This is a genomic window from Paenibacillus sp. A3M_27_13 (assembly GCF_024213315.1).
Classification (GTDB): domain Bacteria; phylum Bacillota; class Bacilli; order Paenibacillales; family Paenibacillaceae; genus Paenibacillus; species Paenibacillus polymyxa_B.
The window spans coordinates 1-17,036 of record NZ_JANAVE010000003.1 but is presented as its reverse complement, the minus strand read 5'-3'; the positions used below and the strand labels follow the sequence as shown (position 1 = coordinate 17,036).

Genomic DNA, 17,036 nt, shown 5'->3' with positions numbered 1-17,036 from the left:
GGCTTATATCAGCCATGCTTGAAAGTTCTATTTGCCCAGACAAAATTGTGAAAATATTTGATCTATTAGCGCATCATGCGCAGTATCGCCTACAATCTCACCCAAATGCTCCCATGCCAGCCTTACATCAATCTGGATCATGTCGATCGGAACAAATTGATCAGCGGCTTCATAGGCATCTACCAGCGATTGCCGCGCCTTCTTCAACAAAGCAATATGCCGTACGTTGCTGACATATGTCATATCCGCTGATTCCAGCTTGCCGCTAAAGAATAAATTCGATATAGCCTGCTCCAGTCGGTCCGCTCCCTCATTTTCCTTCACAGACATCGGTACGATAAGCTCTTCGGGAACATAACGCAGCAACAAATCCCGGTCTACTTGGGCCGGTAAGTCCATTTTATTCATAATGACAATCGCTTGTCTACCGCGGATTTGTTCCATTAATGCCATTTCATCCTCATGCAGTGGTTCGTTGGCGTTAATGACGATGAGCAGCAGATCCGCTTCACTAACCGCCGTTCTCGAACGTTCTACTCCGATCCGTTCCACTACATCCATCGTTTCACGAATCCCGGCTGTATCCAGCAGCTTGAGCGGAATACTATTAATCGTCACATATTCCTCAATAACGTCACGGGTTGTACCCGGAATATCGGTCACAATTGCCCGCTCGCCCTGAGCCAATGTGTTCAGCAGTGATGATTTTCCCACATTTGGTCTTCCAACAATCGCTGTGGTCAGCCCTTCACGTAAAATCTTTCCCTGCTCCGCCGTATGCAACAGCCGATCAATTTCCGTCATGACCTGACTGCTTTTATCCTTGATTAAGTCAGATGTAAAAGATTCAACATCATGCTCAGGATAATCAATGTTCACTTCAATATGAGCAAGTGTCTCCACCAAAACATGACGCAAGCGACGAATATTCTGGGACAGTTGTCCATCCACCTGCTTCAAAGCCACCGAAAAAGCTTTATCTGATTTGGAACGAATCAAGTCAATGACACCCTCCGCCTGACTCAGGTCAATACGACCATTCAAAAAAGCACGTTTCGTAAATTCACCTGGCTCAGCCAGACGTATATTTTGCAGCAATAGTAAATCCATCACCCGTTTGACGGCTACGACCCCGCCATGAGTGCTGATTTCTACGACATCTTCTGTCGTAAAAGAGCGTGGAGCCCGCATCACTGTAACTAAAACTTCCTCCACCTTTTCCTGGCTTTGAGGATCTATTATATGTCCATAATGTACCGTGTGAGTTGGAGCCTTGCTTAGAGGCGTTTTACTACGGAACAAAGCCTCCACTTCCGTGACCGCTTCTGGACCGCTGATCCGTACAACCGCAATGCCGCCCTCGCCGACAGCCGTTGCAATGGCAGCTATAGTATCGCTCAGCATAAAGTTTCTACCTCCTATCAAGTAGAAACGACATTGCCGTCCTTCATCAAGGACGGCAGCCGTTTCAGCGAGAAATATAAGAAAAAAAGCAATGGCTTCTGCATCTTGCAGAGAGCCATTGCGTCGGATTATTTTTTAGCAATGACGACGCGCCGATTGGGCTCGTCCCCCTTGCTGTATGTTCTAACCAGCGCATGCTGTTGGAGCTTGGCGTGAATCAGCTTCCGCTCCTGTGACGGCATTGGCTCCAGTACCACTTCCTTGCCATAACGAATAGCCTGGTTTGCCAACCGATCTGCCAAATCCTCCAGCGTTTTTTGCCGACGTGCACGAAATTGCTCGGCATCCAGCACAATTCGGATGAATTTGTCAGAATGACGGTTGGCAACGATATTCGTCAGGTACTGTAATGCATCCAATGTCTGTCCTCTGCGGCCGATCAACATACCGAGTGACGGACCGGAGATATCCAGTGTACTTTCATCCTTGCGGTGGCGGACATCAACTTTAACGTCCAATCCCATTCCTGCTGCTGTTTCACGGATGAAACGCACCGCCTCTTCATAAGGATCTATATGTCCCGAAGGTGCTCCCATGTTCATCTGTGCTTCCTGTGCAACAGGCCCAGTTTCTTCTGATAAAGCCAGTCCCACGCTAGAAGGTGCTTGAGCCGATACATGAGGTTCAGCCGCGTGTGTGGTTTCAGGAGACGGCTCAGAGAGCAGCGTAAGCTCCACCTTCGCCTTCTTGACCCCGAGCCACCCCAGGAATCCTTTTGACGGCTGTTCCAACACGCTTACGGTTACCCGTTCACGGCTTACTCCCAGCTGGGAGAGTCCTTGTCTTACAGCATCTTCAACGGTTTTTCCTGATGTCACGACTTTGGTCATCTCGACTTTTTAGCCCCCTTCGTGTTTTTGCCACTTTTTCTCTTACTATTGGAGGAACCTGTTTTCGCGAGACTGGCTGTTTTCACATTCGCTAGTGTTGCTTCTTTATCCTTATTCCGATAAAGGAAATAGTTTTGAATGATCGTGTAAATATTACTGTAGAACCAGTACAACGGCAAAGCGGATGGGAAGTTGTACGACATGAACAGAATCAGCACCGGATAGACGTACAGCAAAAATTGCATTGGTCCCTGCTGCGGCGTCGGATTCATTTTCATCATCATCCAGGTTTGGACAAAAGTCGTAATCGCTGCCAAAATCGGCAAGATAAACAAGTGATCCGGTTTACCTAACTGGAGCCACAAGAAGTCATGATCCCGCAATGCCGAGTTATAATAAATGGCATTATAAAGCGCGATGAAAATTGGCATCTGTACTACCAAAGGAAGACAGCCAGCCATCGGGTTGACCTTATTTTCCTGGAACAACTTCATCGTCTCTTGCTGGACTTTTTCAGGCGTATCCTTGTACTTCGCTTGAATTTCTTTTAATTGCGGCTGAATGGCCTGCATAGCTTTGGAACTACGTACTTGCTTGAGTGTAAGCGGCAAAATAATGGTTCGCACGATAATCACCAGAATCAGTACGGCCAGGCCATACTCTCCAGAGAACCATTGGGCAAATGTATCTAACGCATACGAAAACCAGTAAACGACATATCTTTGCCAAAACGATCCATTGGCCAAGTCTGCCGTCGTGTAAGAATTGTGGGCCGTCTGAGCACATCCGGACAGCACAGCAACAAGTGCCAATAAGGCAATCAGGAGGAACCATTTTCCTCGTTGAGTCTTCAAACGCGACACTTCATAACCCCTTTCTTAACCAATCCATTCCAACGTAAATCATACCATATCCTGTAGGACAAAGATACTGACTATCGGCGTGAAGACTTGAGCAGCGAGGCTTTGCGTAGAACGTGCAGCACGCTTTTCTCCAGCTCTTGATACGACATTGTAACCGCACCCTTACGAACGATAAAAATCAGGTCAATCTGCTCCACCAATTCATGCTCATGATGGCGCACAATTTCCTTAACGATTCTGCGCATCCGGTTGCGAACTACTGCGTTGCCGATCTTCTTGCTGGCCGAAATTCCGACGCGGAACTGCTCTACCTCTCTGCGGCGGAACCAGTACACCACAAACTGATGGTTGGCAAAAGATTTGCCATGGCGGTATACGCGCCCAAAGTCCGCCCGGTTTCGTAGACGCAATTTTTTTTGCACGGCGCTTCTCCTTGCTCATCTCTTTTACACATGTCGGTAAGCTAACCTTTACCTTTTATATAGTAAGAAGTATGGACAACATTCCAACATGGTAATCTCGCTTATTTTATATCCATTTTCAAAAGCTTCATCTAATATAGGACAGGATGCTGGACTTCTCCCTCTTCTTTCACTACATTTTTTACAACAATAAAAGAAGGAATCCGATCCCTGAATACCTCAATTATGAAAAAAAAAGACCACCGTAGTGGTCTTTATGCACGCATTACGCACTCAATACTTTTCTACCTTTTTGGCGACGAGCTGCCAAAACTTTACGGCCATTCTTCGTGCTCATTCTTTTACGGAAGCCGTGAACTTTTTTACGTTTGCTGACATTCGGTCTGAAAGTCGGTCTCATTGTGCTGCACCTCCTTACAAGGAATACGTTTTATATGGAATATACCTAACGTAGCAATCTCCACAAAAAACACCTTTGTACATTTAACCACAAATAGCGGCCAAAGTCAATGTACTTGTGAATCCTCTCCCTCTTTTTCGCATTCAGGAAGCCTCCTCCCCTTCCTCCCGCTCACACTTTACTCTTTTATCCCCTTACTTCATAAAACTTCTTTCACCTCTCCCTCCATCATCAGCATTCTATTTGTAGTTTTCGCTCCTCCAAAAAACGGTTTTTTACATTTATTCATTCTGTAACTTGAATCCATCCTATTTTCAGATCGACGTTATCAGGTTCGTTCAAAAATAATGTCGGAAACGTTACCGGAAATTTTCAACAGAAAAATAAGCCTCTGTGACCAAAAGGCAACGGCTGTTATACACAGATCCACAAAAAGAACTGAATTGTGATTTAAATGGTCATAACCTGTGCATAACATTTTAGAGTAAAAAAGAGTTATTGTCGAAAACTGAACAAATTATAAACAATATCTTGTGTTGTGAATAAAAATTGTACACAACAGATTGAATTTGTGGATAAATAACCACCAGTCATTGAAATACAAGGCTTCTTTTGCTATGATGATATTACTTTTGAATGTGAATATGTTGTTTTACCCTCCATATTATCAACACCCTGTGGATAAAGTTGTGAACAAGTTCAATTTATCCATCTTTTTATTTTTGTGCGGATTCGGGATTCTGGGGATATATTCTACATTTTTCATTTGATTTCGACATATTGCAGTCCCGTTTTGGCCTGCGGGATCAAGAGAACGGATCGTGCCGCACATTCCCTCCTGAGAAATATCGCCTTTCTTCTGCTGATCAGCAGCGGAATTTCCATTAGCTATTTTTCAGGGTCATTTTGTGCTGCGTTCTCTCACCACACTGCCGCATGATTTAGGCGGCGGTATGTCTTTTTATGGCCTTCAACAACATTTTTGGGATTTAGGCGTTTTGCCGAAGCGCCGAGAGCAGCTCTCTGCAGCTTAATTCGGTAAAATGTCAGGATTTAAAAGGAGTGACGTCTGTGGACAGCCATACCTCTGAACTATGGCAGCAAATTCTATCCATCATACAAACCAAGCTGAGTAAGCCGAGTTACGACACTTGGTTTAAGGCTACCAAGGCAGCGAAACTAAATGACCACTCCATTGTGATTTCTGCACCGACAACTTTTGCCGTGGAATGGCTTGAAAGCCGCTATACCAAGCTAGTCGGAGCAACGGTTTATGAAATTTTGGGCAAACAACTAGAGGTCAAGTTCGTTATTGAAGAGAACAAGCCCGCCGAGGTCGACCTTCAGCAACAACCTCAGCAGCAGCCGGTCGTTCATGAAGAAGCTGTGTCCCATATGCTGAATCCCAAATATACATTCGATACATTCGTCATCGGATCGGGGAACCGTTTTGCCCATGCGGCATCGCTGGCCGTCGCCGAGGCGCCGGCAAAAGCTTACAATCCGCTGTTTTTATACGGTGGTGTGGGGCTGGGGAAAACGCATCTGATGCACGCTATCGGACACTATATTTTGGAGCACAATCCGACCAGCAAGGTCGTTTATTTATCGTCGGAGAAGTTTACGAATGAATTCATTAATGCCATTCGGGACAACCGCGGGGAAAGTTTCCGGAATAAATATCGCAACATTGATATTTTGCTCATTGATGATATTCAATTCATTGCGGGCAAGGAATCGACGCAGGAGGAATTTTTCCACACGTTCAACGCCCTTCATGAGGAACGCAAGCAGATTATAATCTCAAGCGATCGGCCGCCTAAAGAAATTCCAACGCTGGAAGAACGGCTGCGCTCTCGCTTTGAGTGGGGACTTATTACGGATATTCAACCGCCGGATCTGGAGACGAGAATTGCTATTCTTCGGAAAAAGGCGCGGGCGGAGAACCTGGATATTCCTAATGAGGCCATGATGTATATCGCTAATCAAATTGATACAAACATCCGTGAGCTGGAAGGGGCGCTTATTCGCGTTGTCGCTTATTCCTCCTTAACCAATCAGGATGTCACAAGTCATCTCGCGGCTGAGGCGTTGAAAGATATTATCCCGTCCAGTCGTCCAAAAATGATCACGATTCAGGATATACAGCATCAAGTCGGGGAATTTTACAATCTACGGCTGGAGGATTTTAAAGCGCGTAAGCGGACGAAGGCTGTAGCTTTTCCACGACAGATTGCCATGTACCTGTCTCGTGAGCTAACCGACTATTCTTTGCCAAAAATCGGCGAAGCCTTCGGTGGGCGTGATCATACGACTGTCATTCATGCGCACGAAAAAATCTCCAAATCCATTCAAGTGGATCAGGATCTGTTTAAAGTTATCAACAGCCTAATAGAAAAAATCAAAAATCCAACCTGAATAAGTTCAGAGCCTATACACAATTTATACACATGTGGATAGGCTTGATTTTATTAGGGTTACAGTGACTTATCCACATATTCAGTGCGCCTATTACTATTACTAATATATTTTAAAGATATACATCACCTAAATAAGGCCCGCGTCAACGCGTGCTTGAAGGATTAAAACCCGTAGGAGGAACTTATGAAGATCAGCATTCTGAAAAACGTTTTGAACGAGGCTATACAACATGTATCCAAAGCGATATCAAGTCGGACTACGATTCCAATTCTGAGTGGTATTAAGTTGGATGTGAATCACCAGGGAGTAACGCTGACCGCCAGCGATACAGACATCTCCATTCAATCCTTTATTCCGATGGAGGATGGTGACCAAACTGTTGTTCAGGTCGAACAACCCGGCAGTGTTGTGCTGCCTGCCAAATTCTTTGTCGAAATTATCAAAAAGTTGCCGTCGCAGGAGATCCATATGGAGGTAAAAGACCAATTCCAAACCTTTATCTCGTCCGGCGCAACTGAAATTCAGATTGTTGGCTTGGACCCTGAAGAATTCCCGGTGCTTCCCAACATTGAAGAAAATCAAGTCATCTCTGTACCAGGAGATTTACTTAAAAATATGATTAAACAGACGGTATTCTCCATCTCCACCCACGAAACGACACCGATTTTAACTGGCGTGTTGTGGAATCTGGCTGAGGGTGAATTGAAGTTTGTGGCAACGGACCGCCACCGCCTTGCCACCCGTAGCGCTCATTTGGAGACGTCTGAAGGCTTGCGTTTTAGCAATGTTGTCATTGCGGGCAAAACGCTGAATGAGCTGAGCAGAATTATTCCAGATCAAAATATGCTTGTGGATATCGTAGTAGCGGACAATCAGGTATTATTCAAAGTAGATCGGGTGCTATTTTATTCCCGCATCTTGGACGGCACCTATCCTGATACTTCTAGAATTATTCCGACCTCCTACAAAACAGAACTGATTGTGGATACAAAAAGTTTAAGTGAGTCAATTGACCGTGCTTATTTGCTGTCCCGTGAGGAAAAAACGAATATTGTAAAAATGCAGTCGCTGGAAAATGGCGGTTTGGAGATTTCCTCTAGTTCCTCTGAGCTTGGCAAAGTGCGTGAGGAAGTAACTGTGTCCAAATTTGAGGGAGAGCCGCTCAAAATTTCGTTCAACTCTAAATACATGCTCGACGTGCTGAAGGTGATTGACAGCGAGCAGCTGACGATTGCTTTTACCGGCATTATGAGCCCCATTATTTTAAAACCGGCTGATTCCAGCAATGCGCTGTATATCATCCTGCCATATCGCACAACCAACTGACGTTTAGCGTTAACCCACCCGAGGACAAGCGAAAGGATGAACAAGCCTTGAAACAGATATCTATACAAACCGAATACATTAAGCTCGATCAATTTTTAAAATTAGCCGATTGTGTATCCACAGGAGGCATGGCTAAAGCCCTGCTGCAAGAGGGACAAGTCCGTGTGAATGGTGAACCGGAAGAACGTCGTGGAAGAAAACTGTACCCGGGTGATACCGTAGAAGTAGAGGACAACGGAAGTTTCGAAGTTACAGCAGGAGCATGATCGCCTGGGTGGCAAGGACTCCTTTTAGGTACGGAGTAACAAGGGGGACCCTATGTGTTTGTGAACAACATTGTTTTGCAGCAGTACCGGAACTATGAACAGCTGGAGCTGAATGAATTTGGGCCCGTTAATTTGCTGATCGGACAAAATGCGCAGGGCAAAACGAATCTGGTAGAGGCGATTTTTGTACTGGCTTTAACCAAAAGTCATCGAACGTCCCGCGACAAGGAGTTAATCTCTTTCGGGGCTACTTCCACTCACCTAGCTGCGGATGTGGATAAAAAATACGGGAAAATCAGACTGGATCTCGCGTTATCCACACAAGGCAAAAAAGCAAAGATCAACGGACTGGAGCAGCGAAAACTGAGCGATTTTATCGGTTCGTTAAATGTGGTCATGTTTGCACCTGAGGATCTGGAAATTGTGAAAGGGACACCGGGGGTTCGCCGCCGGTTTCTTGACATGGAAATCGGACAGGTTGCGCCAGGATATCTGTATCATTTGCAGCAATATCAGAAAGTATTGGTTCAGCGAAACAACTTGCTCAAGCAAGCTTGGGGTAAGGATATGGCGTCAGTGCAGCTGATGCTGGAGGTATGGAATGAGCAACTTGTTGAGCATGGTGTTAAAATTGTTAAAAAGCGGAAACAATTTATAACAAAGCTACAAAAGTGGGCTCAGGCCATTCATGAAGGGATCGCAGGTGGGACTGAAGAGTTAAAATTAACCTATGTTCCCTCCTTCAGTGAGCCAGAGGAAGAAGATGAAGCTGTCTTATTGGAGCGATTTATGATAAAGTTATCCCAAATGAGGGAACAGGAAATCCGCCGTGGCATGACTTTGGCGGGACCCCATCGTGACGATTTGGCCTTTGCCATTAACGGCAGAGAAGTGCATACGTATGGCTCTCAGGGGCAGCAGCGGACGACGGCCCTGTCCTTGAAGTTGGCCGAAATAGAGTTAATTCATGAGGAAATTGGTGAATATCCTGTCTTGCTGCTGGATGATGTTTTGTCCGAGCTGGACCCCTATCGTCAGACCCAGCTGATCGAGACTTTCCAAAGCAAGGTACAGACCTTTATCACGGCAACCGGGGTTGAGACTTTGAACGCAGAACGACTCAAGGATGCCAATATTTATCACGTCCACGACGGGCATGTGGAACACTAAGGAGTGAGTGACCGCTATGTATATTCATCTGGGTGGAGAAAAAATCATCCGCTCGTCAGAGCTTGTGGCTATTTTCGATATCTCGATTGAAAAATCCTCTAAAATCTCCAAGCAATACGTGAACCACGCCCAACAGCAAAAGCATGTCGAGATGATTGGCGAAGAGGAAGCCAAGTCCATCGTAGTGACTCAGAATACGGTGTATTATTCCCCCATCTCCTCAACAACACTCAAAAAGCGGGCAAACCAGTTTGTTGCCAATGCTTAACCATAGAATCTATAGAAGTAGGTGAAAGGCATGTCTATGAATCAACCGTCTTATGATGCGGGCGAGATTCAGGTCCTCGAGGGCCTGGAAGCGGTTCGGAAACGTCCCGGGATGTATATTGGCTCCACGAGCGCCAAAGGTCTCCATCATCTGGTCTGGGAAGTTGTGGACAACAGCATTGACGAAGCGCTGGCGGGTTATTGTGACAGCATTCAAGTTGTGGTTCACGAAGATAACAGCGTTACCGTTACAGATAACGGACGCGGTATTCCGGTAAGCGAACACGCCAAAATGAAAAAATCTGCGCTGGAAGTCGTTATGACTGTACTTCACGCAGGTGGTAAATTCGGAGGCGGAGGGTACAAGGTATCCGGTGGTCTGCACGGGGTTGGTGTATCGGTAGTGAACGCTCTCTCCAGCAAAATGATCGTTCATGTTAAACGGGACGGACATCTGTATGAGCAGGAATATCACCGTGGTGCTCCGCAGTATGATGTCAGAGTCATCGGTGATACAGACGAGACGGGTACCCAAACGACCTTCTATCCGGACGATCAAATCTTTACAGAAACGACCGTATATGATTATGATACGCTCCAAACGCGGATTCGTGAGTTGGCTTTCCTGAACAAAGGCATTGCAATCAGCTTGACTGATGAACGGACGGGAGCCAGCGATACATTCCATTACGAGGGCGGAATCAGTGAATATGTGCAATTCTTGAATCAAAAAAGAGAAGCGTTACATGAACAGCCGATTTATGTCGAAGGCTCGCGTGATATGATTCAAGTCGAAGTTGCTTTGCAATATAACGACAGCTATACCGAGAATATTTATTCTTTTGCTAACAACATCAATACCCATGAGGGCGGAACTCACGAATCAGGCTTCAAGAGTGCATTAACCCGGATTATTAACGATTATGCACGTAAAAATGGCTTGATTAAGGACAACAATGCCAACTTGACCGGTGATGATGTGCGTGAAGGATTGACGGCGATTATCTCCGTCAAAATTCCAGAACCACAGTTTGAGGGTCAGACCAAGACAAAGCTGGGGAACAGTGAGGTGCGAGGGATTGTCGAATCCCTATTCGCAGAGAAACTCCAGGAATTCCTAGAGGAAAATCCGTCTGTTTCCCGCCGTGTGGTTGATAAATCATTACAAGCAGCACGTGCCCGGGAAGCAGCGCGTAAAGCGCGTGAGCTTACACGTCGTAAAAGTGCGCTGGAAATCAGTTCGCTCCCAGGCAAGCTGGCAGATTGCTCCTCTAAGGATGCTTCGATTAGTGAACTGTACATCGTCGAAGGTGACTCAGCAGGGGGTTCGGCCAAGCAGGGTCGTGATCGTCACTTTCAAGCTATTTTGCCGATTCGCGGTAAAATCCTGAATGTCGAAAAGGCACGCTTGGACCGTATTTTGTCCAGTGATGAAATCCGGTCGATGGTAACAGCAATGGGCACAGGGATCGGAGACGACTTTGACATCGCCAAAGCCCGTTATCACAAGGTCATTATCATGACAGATGCGGATGTCGATGGTGCCCATATTCGTACGTTGTTGCTGACGTTCTTCTATCGGTACATGCGTAAAATCATTGATGCAGGCTATATTTATATTGCTCAGCCACCACTATTCAAAGTAGAGCGTAACAAAGTTGTACGTTATGCGAACTCCGAGGCGGAACGTGATGAGATCATCAGGGAATTTGGAGAAAACGCGAAGTACAATGTACAGCGCTATAAAGGTTTGGGTGAGATGAATGCGACCCAACTTTGGGAAACTACGATGGACCCTGAGAGTCGTACCATGCTTCAGGTAACTGTCAGTGACGCGATGCTGGCTGATACACTGTTCAATACCTTGATGGGTGATAATGTAGAACCTCGTCGTGACTTTATCCAAGAACATGCGAAGTACGTGAAAAATCTCGATTTTTAATGTGTGATGTTCTTTCCTAGTGGCTGTATTACGTGCTCATTAGGTAGTATTTTGTAGGAGTTCACAAGGGGCGCCCAAAGGGGCGTCCCTTTTCTTGTCATTAACCAGCCCGGGTGTATTTGAATATTTAATCTCATTGTTTTAGGCTTTTTTCTTAGAGCGTACGGCTTTACCCGTGGATGGAGAGTACCGTCCGTAGCCTACTGCATATCTGAATATTTTATGATAGAGGCTTTTGTTTGGAAGGGAAGAGAACACCTTGATTGCTGGTCTCGTGTTAACCTCCAGAATCCACGGATAATTTTGCTGATCCAGTCCCACATCTAATCCTATTTCCCTTAAACGTGGGTATCTTTTTTGCAACTGCCAGGCTACCCGTTCGCCCATTTTTGATAATTTTTGCTCCAGTCGTACAGATTCCTTTACATCCATGTATGGAGCGACCAGCTCATTGAAAAAGCGCGTTGTCCCACCGCTGTGATGATTGGTGACGACTTTGTCAGGAGCAGCTACGCGTCCTACAATAAGCGTTGTTTCCCATTGGTGTCTTAAGTTCATCTGGGTTAATACCCTCAGATCGAAAGGGCGTGCTTCATGCTGAAGAAGTGGAATTCCACGCTGGATCAGATATGGACGTTTTCGTATGCGGGAAGAAACCACTCTATGCAGATCTTCTAGACTTTCGAAGGTGAAGGTATCTACTTCATAGCGAAGCACATACCAAGTTCTCTCTTCGATGATTCCTTCTTCTGTCGGCGGAAGCGGTTCTGTCAGCCTCTCTGCCCGCATAACCCCTTTTCCATAAGTACCGTTATCAGGCTTAATATAGACAGTACCATACACGGCCAACATTTCGTTCAAGTGATCAAATGTGTACAACCGTGTTTCCGGTACATAAGCGGCCAATGTCGGATTGGGGAGAATGGCATTTGTTTTGTTCCACTTACTGGATACTCGCTGAATAGACAAGTAATCTCATCCCTTTCTTTTCGAAATATGAGTCATGTACTTGGAATCCGCAACACTTTGACAAAACAAGGGAAACTAAAGGACAAGTGCGTAAAACAATGATATAATAGAGAAATACGGCGTTTTTCGGAATTTTGCTAAGTGAACCCTGACCGTATACGTATTGTATGTGGAAAAGGCCCTTAGGGTGGGGGCTAATCCCCAGCTCTGGGGAATTTGTTATAATCAGGGCTTGTGAGTTGTACAAGAGAATAGCGATCTGCTACAGGCAGAGAGAGAATGACGAGGGATTTACGCTGTAAAGAGGACAGATGTGTTTAATTGTGCTCTTTTTGTGAAAGTAATATAATTATACAGATGAGGATTTCAGCCAAAATCCTGCGCAGAGAGCGGAGTGTATAGGCAGTATCTTGTTAGGCTTTTCACATAGAGAGCATTGTATTGAAGGATAAGAAGGAGGACCAGCATGGCGGATCAAAATAACTCGCAAATCATCAATAGGGATATCGGAGTGGAAATGCGCGAATCCTTTATGGATTATGCCATGAGTATTATTGTTAGCCGTGCCTTGCCTGATGTGCGGGACGGACTGAAGCCGGTACACCGTCGTATTTTGTACGCGATGTCCGAGCTGGGCATGTCGCCAGATAAGCCTTACAAAAAATCGGCAAGAATCGTCGGCGAAGTTATCGGTAAATATCACCCTCATGGTGATACGGCTGTATATGATACGATGGTGCGGATGGCGCAGGATTTTTCTTTGCGTTATATGTTGGTGGATGGACACGGTAACTTTGGCTCCGTGGATGGAGATATGGCGGCTGCGATGCGTTACACCGAAGCACGGTTGTCCAAGATTGCCATGGAAATGCTACGTGATTTGAACAAAGAGACCGTTGATTTTATGCCGAACTACGATGGTGAAGAGAGCGAGCCCGTCGTATTACCTGCACGTTATCCTAACTTGCTGGTGAATGGTGTCGGCGGAATTGCAGTCGGAATGGCTACCAATATTCCTCCGCATAACTTGGGAGAGGTTATCGATGGTGTACAAGCATTGATCGAAAACCCCGACATTACGCCGATGGAACTTATGGATTATATTCAAGGGCCCGATTTCCCGACAGCAGGTTATATTTTAGGACGCTCTGGTATCCGTCAGGCGTACCAGACTGGCCGCGGATCTGTGACCATGCGTGCGAAGACCACCATAGAAGAGATTGGCAATAAAGCACGGATTATCGTGCATGAGTTGCCTTACCAAGTGAATAAGGCTCGTCTGGTTGAGAAAATTGCCGAATTAGTACGTGACAAACGTATTGAAGGCATTACGGATCTTCGGGATGAATCGGACCGTACAGGTATGCGTGTCGTTATCGAGTTGCGTAGGGACGTGAACCCGAACGTCGTTCTGAATAATTTGTTTAAACATACGGCTATGCAGTCGAATTTCGGTATTAATATGCTTGCCATTGTAAACAACGAACCGAAGATTTTGAACCTGAAGGATGTCTTGTATCATTATCTCAAACATCAGGTCGAGGTTATTCGTCGCCGGACAGAATTTGATCTGAAAAAAGCCGAAGCCAGAGCACACATTCTGGAAGGCTTGCGCATTGCCCTTGACCATCTGGACGAAGTTATTGCTTTGATTCGTTCTTCCCAAACTGCAGAAGCAGCTCGTGAAGGACTGATTGAGCGTTTCTCGCTCACTCTTGAGCAGTCTCAGGCTATTCTCGATATGCGTCTGCAACGCTTAACCGGTTTGGAACGTGAGAAGATCGAGAACGAATATAACGAGCTAATACAAAAGATTGCGGAATACCGTGAGATTTTGGCGAACGAGCATCTGGTACTCAACATCATTAGCGAAGAGCTGAATGAACTTAAGGAACGCTTCGCTGATGACCGTCGCACTGAAATTACAGTGGGTGAAGAGAGTATTCTGGATGAGGATCTCATTCCGCGTGAAGATGTTATTATTACTGTAACCCATACGGGATATATCAAACGCCTTCCTGTTACTACCTATCGCAGTCAAAAACGCGGTGGTCGTGGTGTAGTGGGTATGGATACCAAAGATGAGGATTTCGTAGAGCATCTGTTCATTACGAATTCACATCATCATTTGTTATTCTTTACCGACAAGGGCAAGGTATATCGGATTAAGGCCTATGAGATTCCTGACCTTAGCCGGACAGCCCGGGGAACACCGATTATTAACCTGATTCAGATTGAACAGGGTGAGTCGATCAATGCGGTAATTCCAATCGAGGAATTTGTGGAGGATAGCTATCTATTCTTTGCGACCCAGCATGGAATCATAAAGAAGACACCACTTGACGACTATGCAAATATCCGCAAAGGTGGCTTGATTGCCATTAACTTGCGTGAAGATGACGCCCTGATCGAAGTGAAGCTGACGGACGGACAACAGGAAATGATTATTGGTACAGCACAAGGCATGTCTATCCGTTTCCCTGAAAGTGATGTACGGTCTATGGGCCGTAGCGCTACAGGGGTTAAAGGGATCAACCTTGATGAGAGTGATGCTGTAATTGGTATGGACATCGTAGATACCAGCCTGGATATCCTGATTGTAACGGCCAAAGGTTATGGCAAGCGTACCCCTGTTGTGGATTATCGTATCCAAAGCCGTGGAGGTAAGGGGATCAAGACGATTAATGTTACGGATAAAAATGGTCCGGTTGTCGGTCTCAAGGTTGTAAAAACCGAAGAGGATCTGATGATCATTACAGCTAGTGGCACCTTGATTCGGACTAGCATGGGGGAAATCTCCACGATGGGTCGGAATACACAAGGGGTAAGGCTGATTAATATTCGCGATGATGATTCGGTTGCAACTGTTTGTCGAGCGAACAAGAATGAGGAGCAGGATGAACTGCTTGAAGAATTATTAGAGGGTGGGGAAGCTGGAGAGGGCTCATCTCTATCATTTGTTGAACCAACTCTCGAAACGAATACAGAAGGTGCGGAAGGTAACGACCCAGAATCTTCTGAGGGCGAATAAGAGCCTGAATATGGAAACAACAGTAGTTATTAAATTTCAGATGGAACAGACTCTCTGACTATTTGGTCGGGGAGTCTTTTTCTTTTTCTGGCTAACGAATTCAGACAAGTATGCTTTAAATGGCATAAAATGAATGTACAGGATCATTCCCAAGTAATATAATGACATCATAACTGGCAGCTGGAGCAGCTGTTGTGAGAACAGAGAGGTTGACCATGACAACTGTACCCGTATCCGAATTAAAAGCAGGACTTAGATTGCAAAGCGATGTATTTACAGAAATGGGCAGCTTGCTGCTACCGAAAGGGCGCATTCTGCTACCGCGTGACTTGGAGATTTTACAGGCGTTCCTGATCCAGCAAGTTGAGGTAGGGACGGATGATCTTACAAAATCCAGTAGCGAGTCTACGACTGTTCGATCTGGAACATCTGAATCGCAAGGACCTTCGTTAGATGGACGAGATGAATCTGAACAATTTCAGGATGAGTATGACAAAATGGTGATGCTCGTTAAGAATGCATTTCAATCGGTGCTCGTCTCTAATTTATCTATATATGAACTGCGAGGACAATTGGAGTCCTTACTGGTGCACATTCAGCGCTATAATGTAATGACCTATACTCCGCCCGCCATGATCGAAGTGGACTATATTTTTCACAACGCCGTGCTAACCTCCCTTACTTCCTATTCCATTGCACAATGGATCGGATTACCTCAAAAGGATTGGATGCAAGTGGCTTTTGCTGGATTGCTTCATGACATAGGGAACGCTAAAATGGACCCGGTCATTCTGTATAAGCCCTCCAAACTAACGTGGGAAGAGCAAGAAGAAATACGTCGCCATACATCACTAGGATACCAGTTGCTTAAAAATGTGAAAGCTATTAACGAAGGTGTGCGTTTGGCAGCTCTTCAGCATCATGAGAAAGTGGACGGTACTGGATATCCACTGCGTCTTAAAGGGGAACAAATCCACATCTACGCTAAAATCGTTGGAGTGGCTGATGTATTCCATGCTATGACTCTAGAGAAAACATACCGACCTGCCCAATCACCGTATCTGGTTCTAGAGCAAATCAAGTCAGAATCATTTGGAAAGCTGGACCCAAGTGTCGTACAAGTTTTTATTCATAAGTTAACCCAATTCAATAATGGAACCAAGGTGCGCCTCAATGATAACCGTACAGGGGAAATTATTTTCGCTGATCGAGATCATCCGACTCGGCCGTTGATTCAAGTAGATGGGGAAATCATTAACTTAATGCTGCAAAGAGAGCTTTATATCGAGTGTATTGTTACTTAACTAAGTATTTTTAAAATAACAGTTGCACAATATAAAGAAAGTATGATATATTATTTCTTGTCGCTTCAAGTGTTATCAAGAAGAGCGAAAAACACTTTTGAAAAAAGTGTTGACATAACTCTAGGAAATATGATACACTATAAAAGTTGCTGAGGGGTTGAAAGAAACGCCGATGCGGACATTGAATGTTTGATCTTTGAAAACTGAACAACGAGTGAGTAAAACGATTTTGTTCGCAAAATCAAACAAGAGATATTTTATCTCGTCAGTTTCAAAATGAGCTCATCGCTCTTTCTATAAACCAACTTCGGTTGGTCTTTAATGGAGAGTTTGATCCTGGCTCAGGACGAACGCTGGCGGC

Annotated in this window: 14 protein-coding genes; 8 read left to right on the top strand and 6 right to left on the bottom strand. The window is 45.3% G+C overall.

Going from position 1 to position 17,036, the window contains the following annotated elements:
- Positions 1 to 27 precede the first annotated feature (27 nt).
- From mnmE to rpmH, 5 genes are all read right to left on the bottom strand, one after another.
- Positions 28 to 1,404: a tRNA uridine-5-carboxymethylaminomethyl(34) synthesis GTPase MnmE gene (mnmE, locus tag NLX82_RS12995; RefSeq protein ID WP_013312814.1), complete on the bottom strand. Its 1,377-nt coding sequence runs from the start codon at positions 1,402 to 1,404 to the stop codon at positions 28 to 30.
- 128 nt (positions 1,405 to 1,532) lie between these two features.
- On the bottom strand, positions 1,533 to 2,294 hold the full coding sequence (gene jag, locus NLX82_RS12990) for an RNA-binding cell elongation regulator Jag/EloR (protein ID WP_209940723.1): 762 nt from the start codon (positions 2,292 to 2,294) through the stop codon (positions 1,533 to 1,535).
- Positions 2,291 to 3,157: a YidC/Oxa1 family membrane protein insertase gene (locus tag NLX82_RS12985; protein ID WP_254348232.1), complete on the bottom strand. Its 867-nt coding sequence runs from the start codon at positions 3,155 to 3,157 to the stop codon at positions 2,291 to 2,293. Before NLX82_RS12985 ends, jag begins: the two co-directional genes overlap by 4 nt.
- A gap of 71 nt (positions 3,158 to 3,228) precedes the next feature.
- Positions 3,229 to 3,579: a ribonuclease P protein component gene (gene rnpA / locus NLX82_RS12980; RefSeq protein WP_013312817.1), complete on the bottom strand. Its 351-nt coding sequence runs from the start codon at positions 3,577 to 3,579 to the stop codon at positions 3,229 to 3,231.
- Positions 3,580 to 3,844: 265 nt separating this feature from the next.
- On the bottom strand, positions 3,845 to 3,979 hold the full coding sequence (rpmH, locus tag NLX82_RS12975; protein WP_007433250.1) for a 50S ribosomal protein L34: 135 nt from the start codon (positions 3,977 to 3,979) through the stop codon (positions 3,845 to 3,847).
- Positions 3,980 to 5,050: 1,071 nt separating this feature from the next.
- Between rpmH and dnaA the strand changes: the two genes are divergently transcribed.
- The 6 genes from dnaA to gyrB all read left to right on the top strand — a co-directional run bounded on the left by dnaA (position 5,051) and on the right by gyrB (position 11,371).
- Positions 5,051 to 6,397 (top strand): chromosomal replication initiator protein DnaA, encoded by a 1,347-nt coding sequence (gene dnaA, locus NLX82_RS12970; protein ID WP_023986414.1) that lies wholly within the window; start codon positions 5,051 to 5,053, stop codon positions 6,395 to 6,397.
- A 186-nt stretch (positions 6,398 to 6,583) separates the two neighbouring features.
- Entirely contained in the window at positions 6,584 to 7,726 is a 1,143-nt protein-coding gene (gene dnaN / locus NLX82_RS12965; RefSeq protein ID WP_023986415.1) for a DNA polymerase III subunit beta, read from the top strand.
- A 47-nt stretch (positions 7,727 to 7,773) separates the two neighbouring features.
- Positions 7,774 to 7,992, top strand: coding sequence for a S4 domain-containing protein YaaA (gene yaaA, locus NLX82_RS12960; protein WP_023986416.1), 219 nt, complete (start codon positions 7,774 to 7,776; stop codon positions 7,990 to 7,992).
- Positions 7,993 to 8,046: 54 nt separating this feature from the next.
- Positions 8,047 to 9,162: a DNA replication/repair protein RecF gene (gene recF, locus NLX82_RS12955; RefSeq protein ID WP_013308098.1), complete on the top strand. Its 1,116-nt coding sequence runs from the start codon at positions 8,047 to 8,049 to the stop codon at positions 9,160 to 9,162.
- Between the two features lie 16 nt (positions 9,163 to 9,178).
- Entirely contained in the window at positions 9,179 to 9,430 is a 252-nt protein-coding gene (gene remB, locus NLX82_RS12950) for an extracellular matrix regulator RemB (protein WP_007433255.1), read from the top strand.
- Positions 9,431 to 9,460: 30 nt separating this feature from the next.
- Entirely contained in the window at positions 9,461 to 11,371 is a 1,911-nt protein-coding gene (gene gyrB, locus NLX82_RS12945) for a DNA topoisomerase (ATP-hydrolyzing) subunit B (protein WP_013308100.1), read from the top strand.
- A 141-nt stretch (positions 11,372 to 11,512) separates the two neighbouring features.
- Here gyrB and NLX82_RS12940 read toward each other — a convergent pair whose 3' ends face one another.
- Positions 11,513 to 12,340 (bottom strand): YheC/YheD family protein, encoded by an 828-nt coding sequence (locus tag NLX82_RS12940; RefSeq protein ID WP_254348230.1) that lies wholly within the window; start codon positions 12,338 to 12,340, stop codon positions 11,513 to 11,515.
- A 466-nt stretch (positions 12,341 to 12,806) separates the two neighbouring features.
- On the opposite strand from NLX82_RS12940, the gene gyrA reads away from it, so the two are divergent.
- The gene (gene gyrA, locus NLX82_RS12935; protein WP_075153515.1) at positions 12,807 to 15,371 is read left to right on the top strand and encodes a DNA gyrase subunit A; all 2,565 of its coding nucleotides are present in this window, start codon (positions 12,807 to 12,809) and stop codon (positions 15,369 to 15,371) included.
- Positions 15,372 to 15,586: 215 nt separating this feature from the next.
- Positions 15,587 to 16,675 carry an HD-GYP domain-containing protein gene (locus NLX82_RS12930; protein ID WP_028540988.1) on the top strand — a complete coding sequence of 363 codons (1,089 nt, stop codon included), beginning with the start codon at positions 15,587 to 15,589 and terminating at the stop codon, positions 16,673 to 16,675.
- The last annotated feature ends 361 nt before the right edge of the window (positions 16,676 to 17,036 follow it).

Excerpts from the sequence above, each read along its gene's own strand:
- gyrB (WP_013308100.1), top strand. The coding sequence starts at position 9,461 with ATGTCTATGAATCAACCGTCTTATGATGCGGGCGAGATTCAGGTCCTC.
- dnaN (WP_023986415.1), top strand. The coding sequence starts at position 6,584 with ATGAAGATCAGCATTCTGAAAAACGTTTTGAACGAGGCTATACAACAT.
- gyrA (WP_075153515.1), top strand. The coding sequence starts at position 12,807 with ATGGCGGATCAAAATAACTCGCAAATCATCAATAGGGATATCGGAGTG.
- jag (WP_209940723.1), bottom strand. The coding sequence starts at position 2,294 with ATGACCAAAGTCGTGACATCAGGAAAAACCGTTGAAGATGCTGTAAGA.
- rpmH (WP_007433250.1), bottom strand. The coding sequence starts at position 3,979 with ATGAGACCGACTTTCAGACCGAATGTCAGCAAACGTAAAAAAGTTCAC.
- NLX82_RS12930 (WP_028540988.1), top strand. The coding sequence starts at position 15,587 with ATGACAACTGTACCCGTATCCGAATTAAAAGCAGGACTTAGATTGCAA.
- remB (WP_007433255.1), top strand. The coding sequence starts at position 9,179 with ATGTATATTCATCTGGGTGGAGAAAAAATCATCCGCTCGTCAGAGCTT.
- mnmE (WP_013312814.1), bottom strand. The coding sequence starts at position 1,404 with ATGCTGAGCGATACTATAGCTGCCATTGCAACGGCTGTCGGCGAGGGC.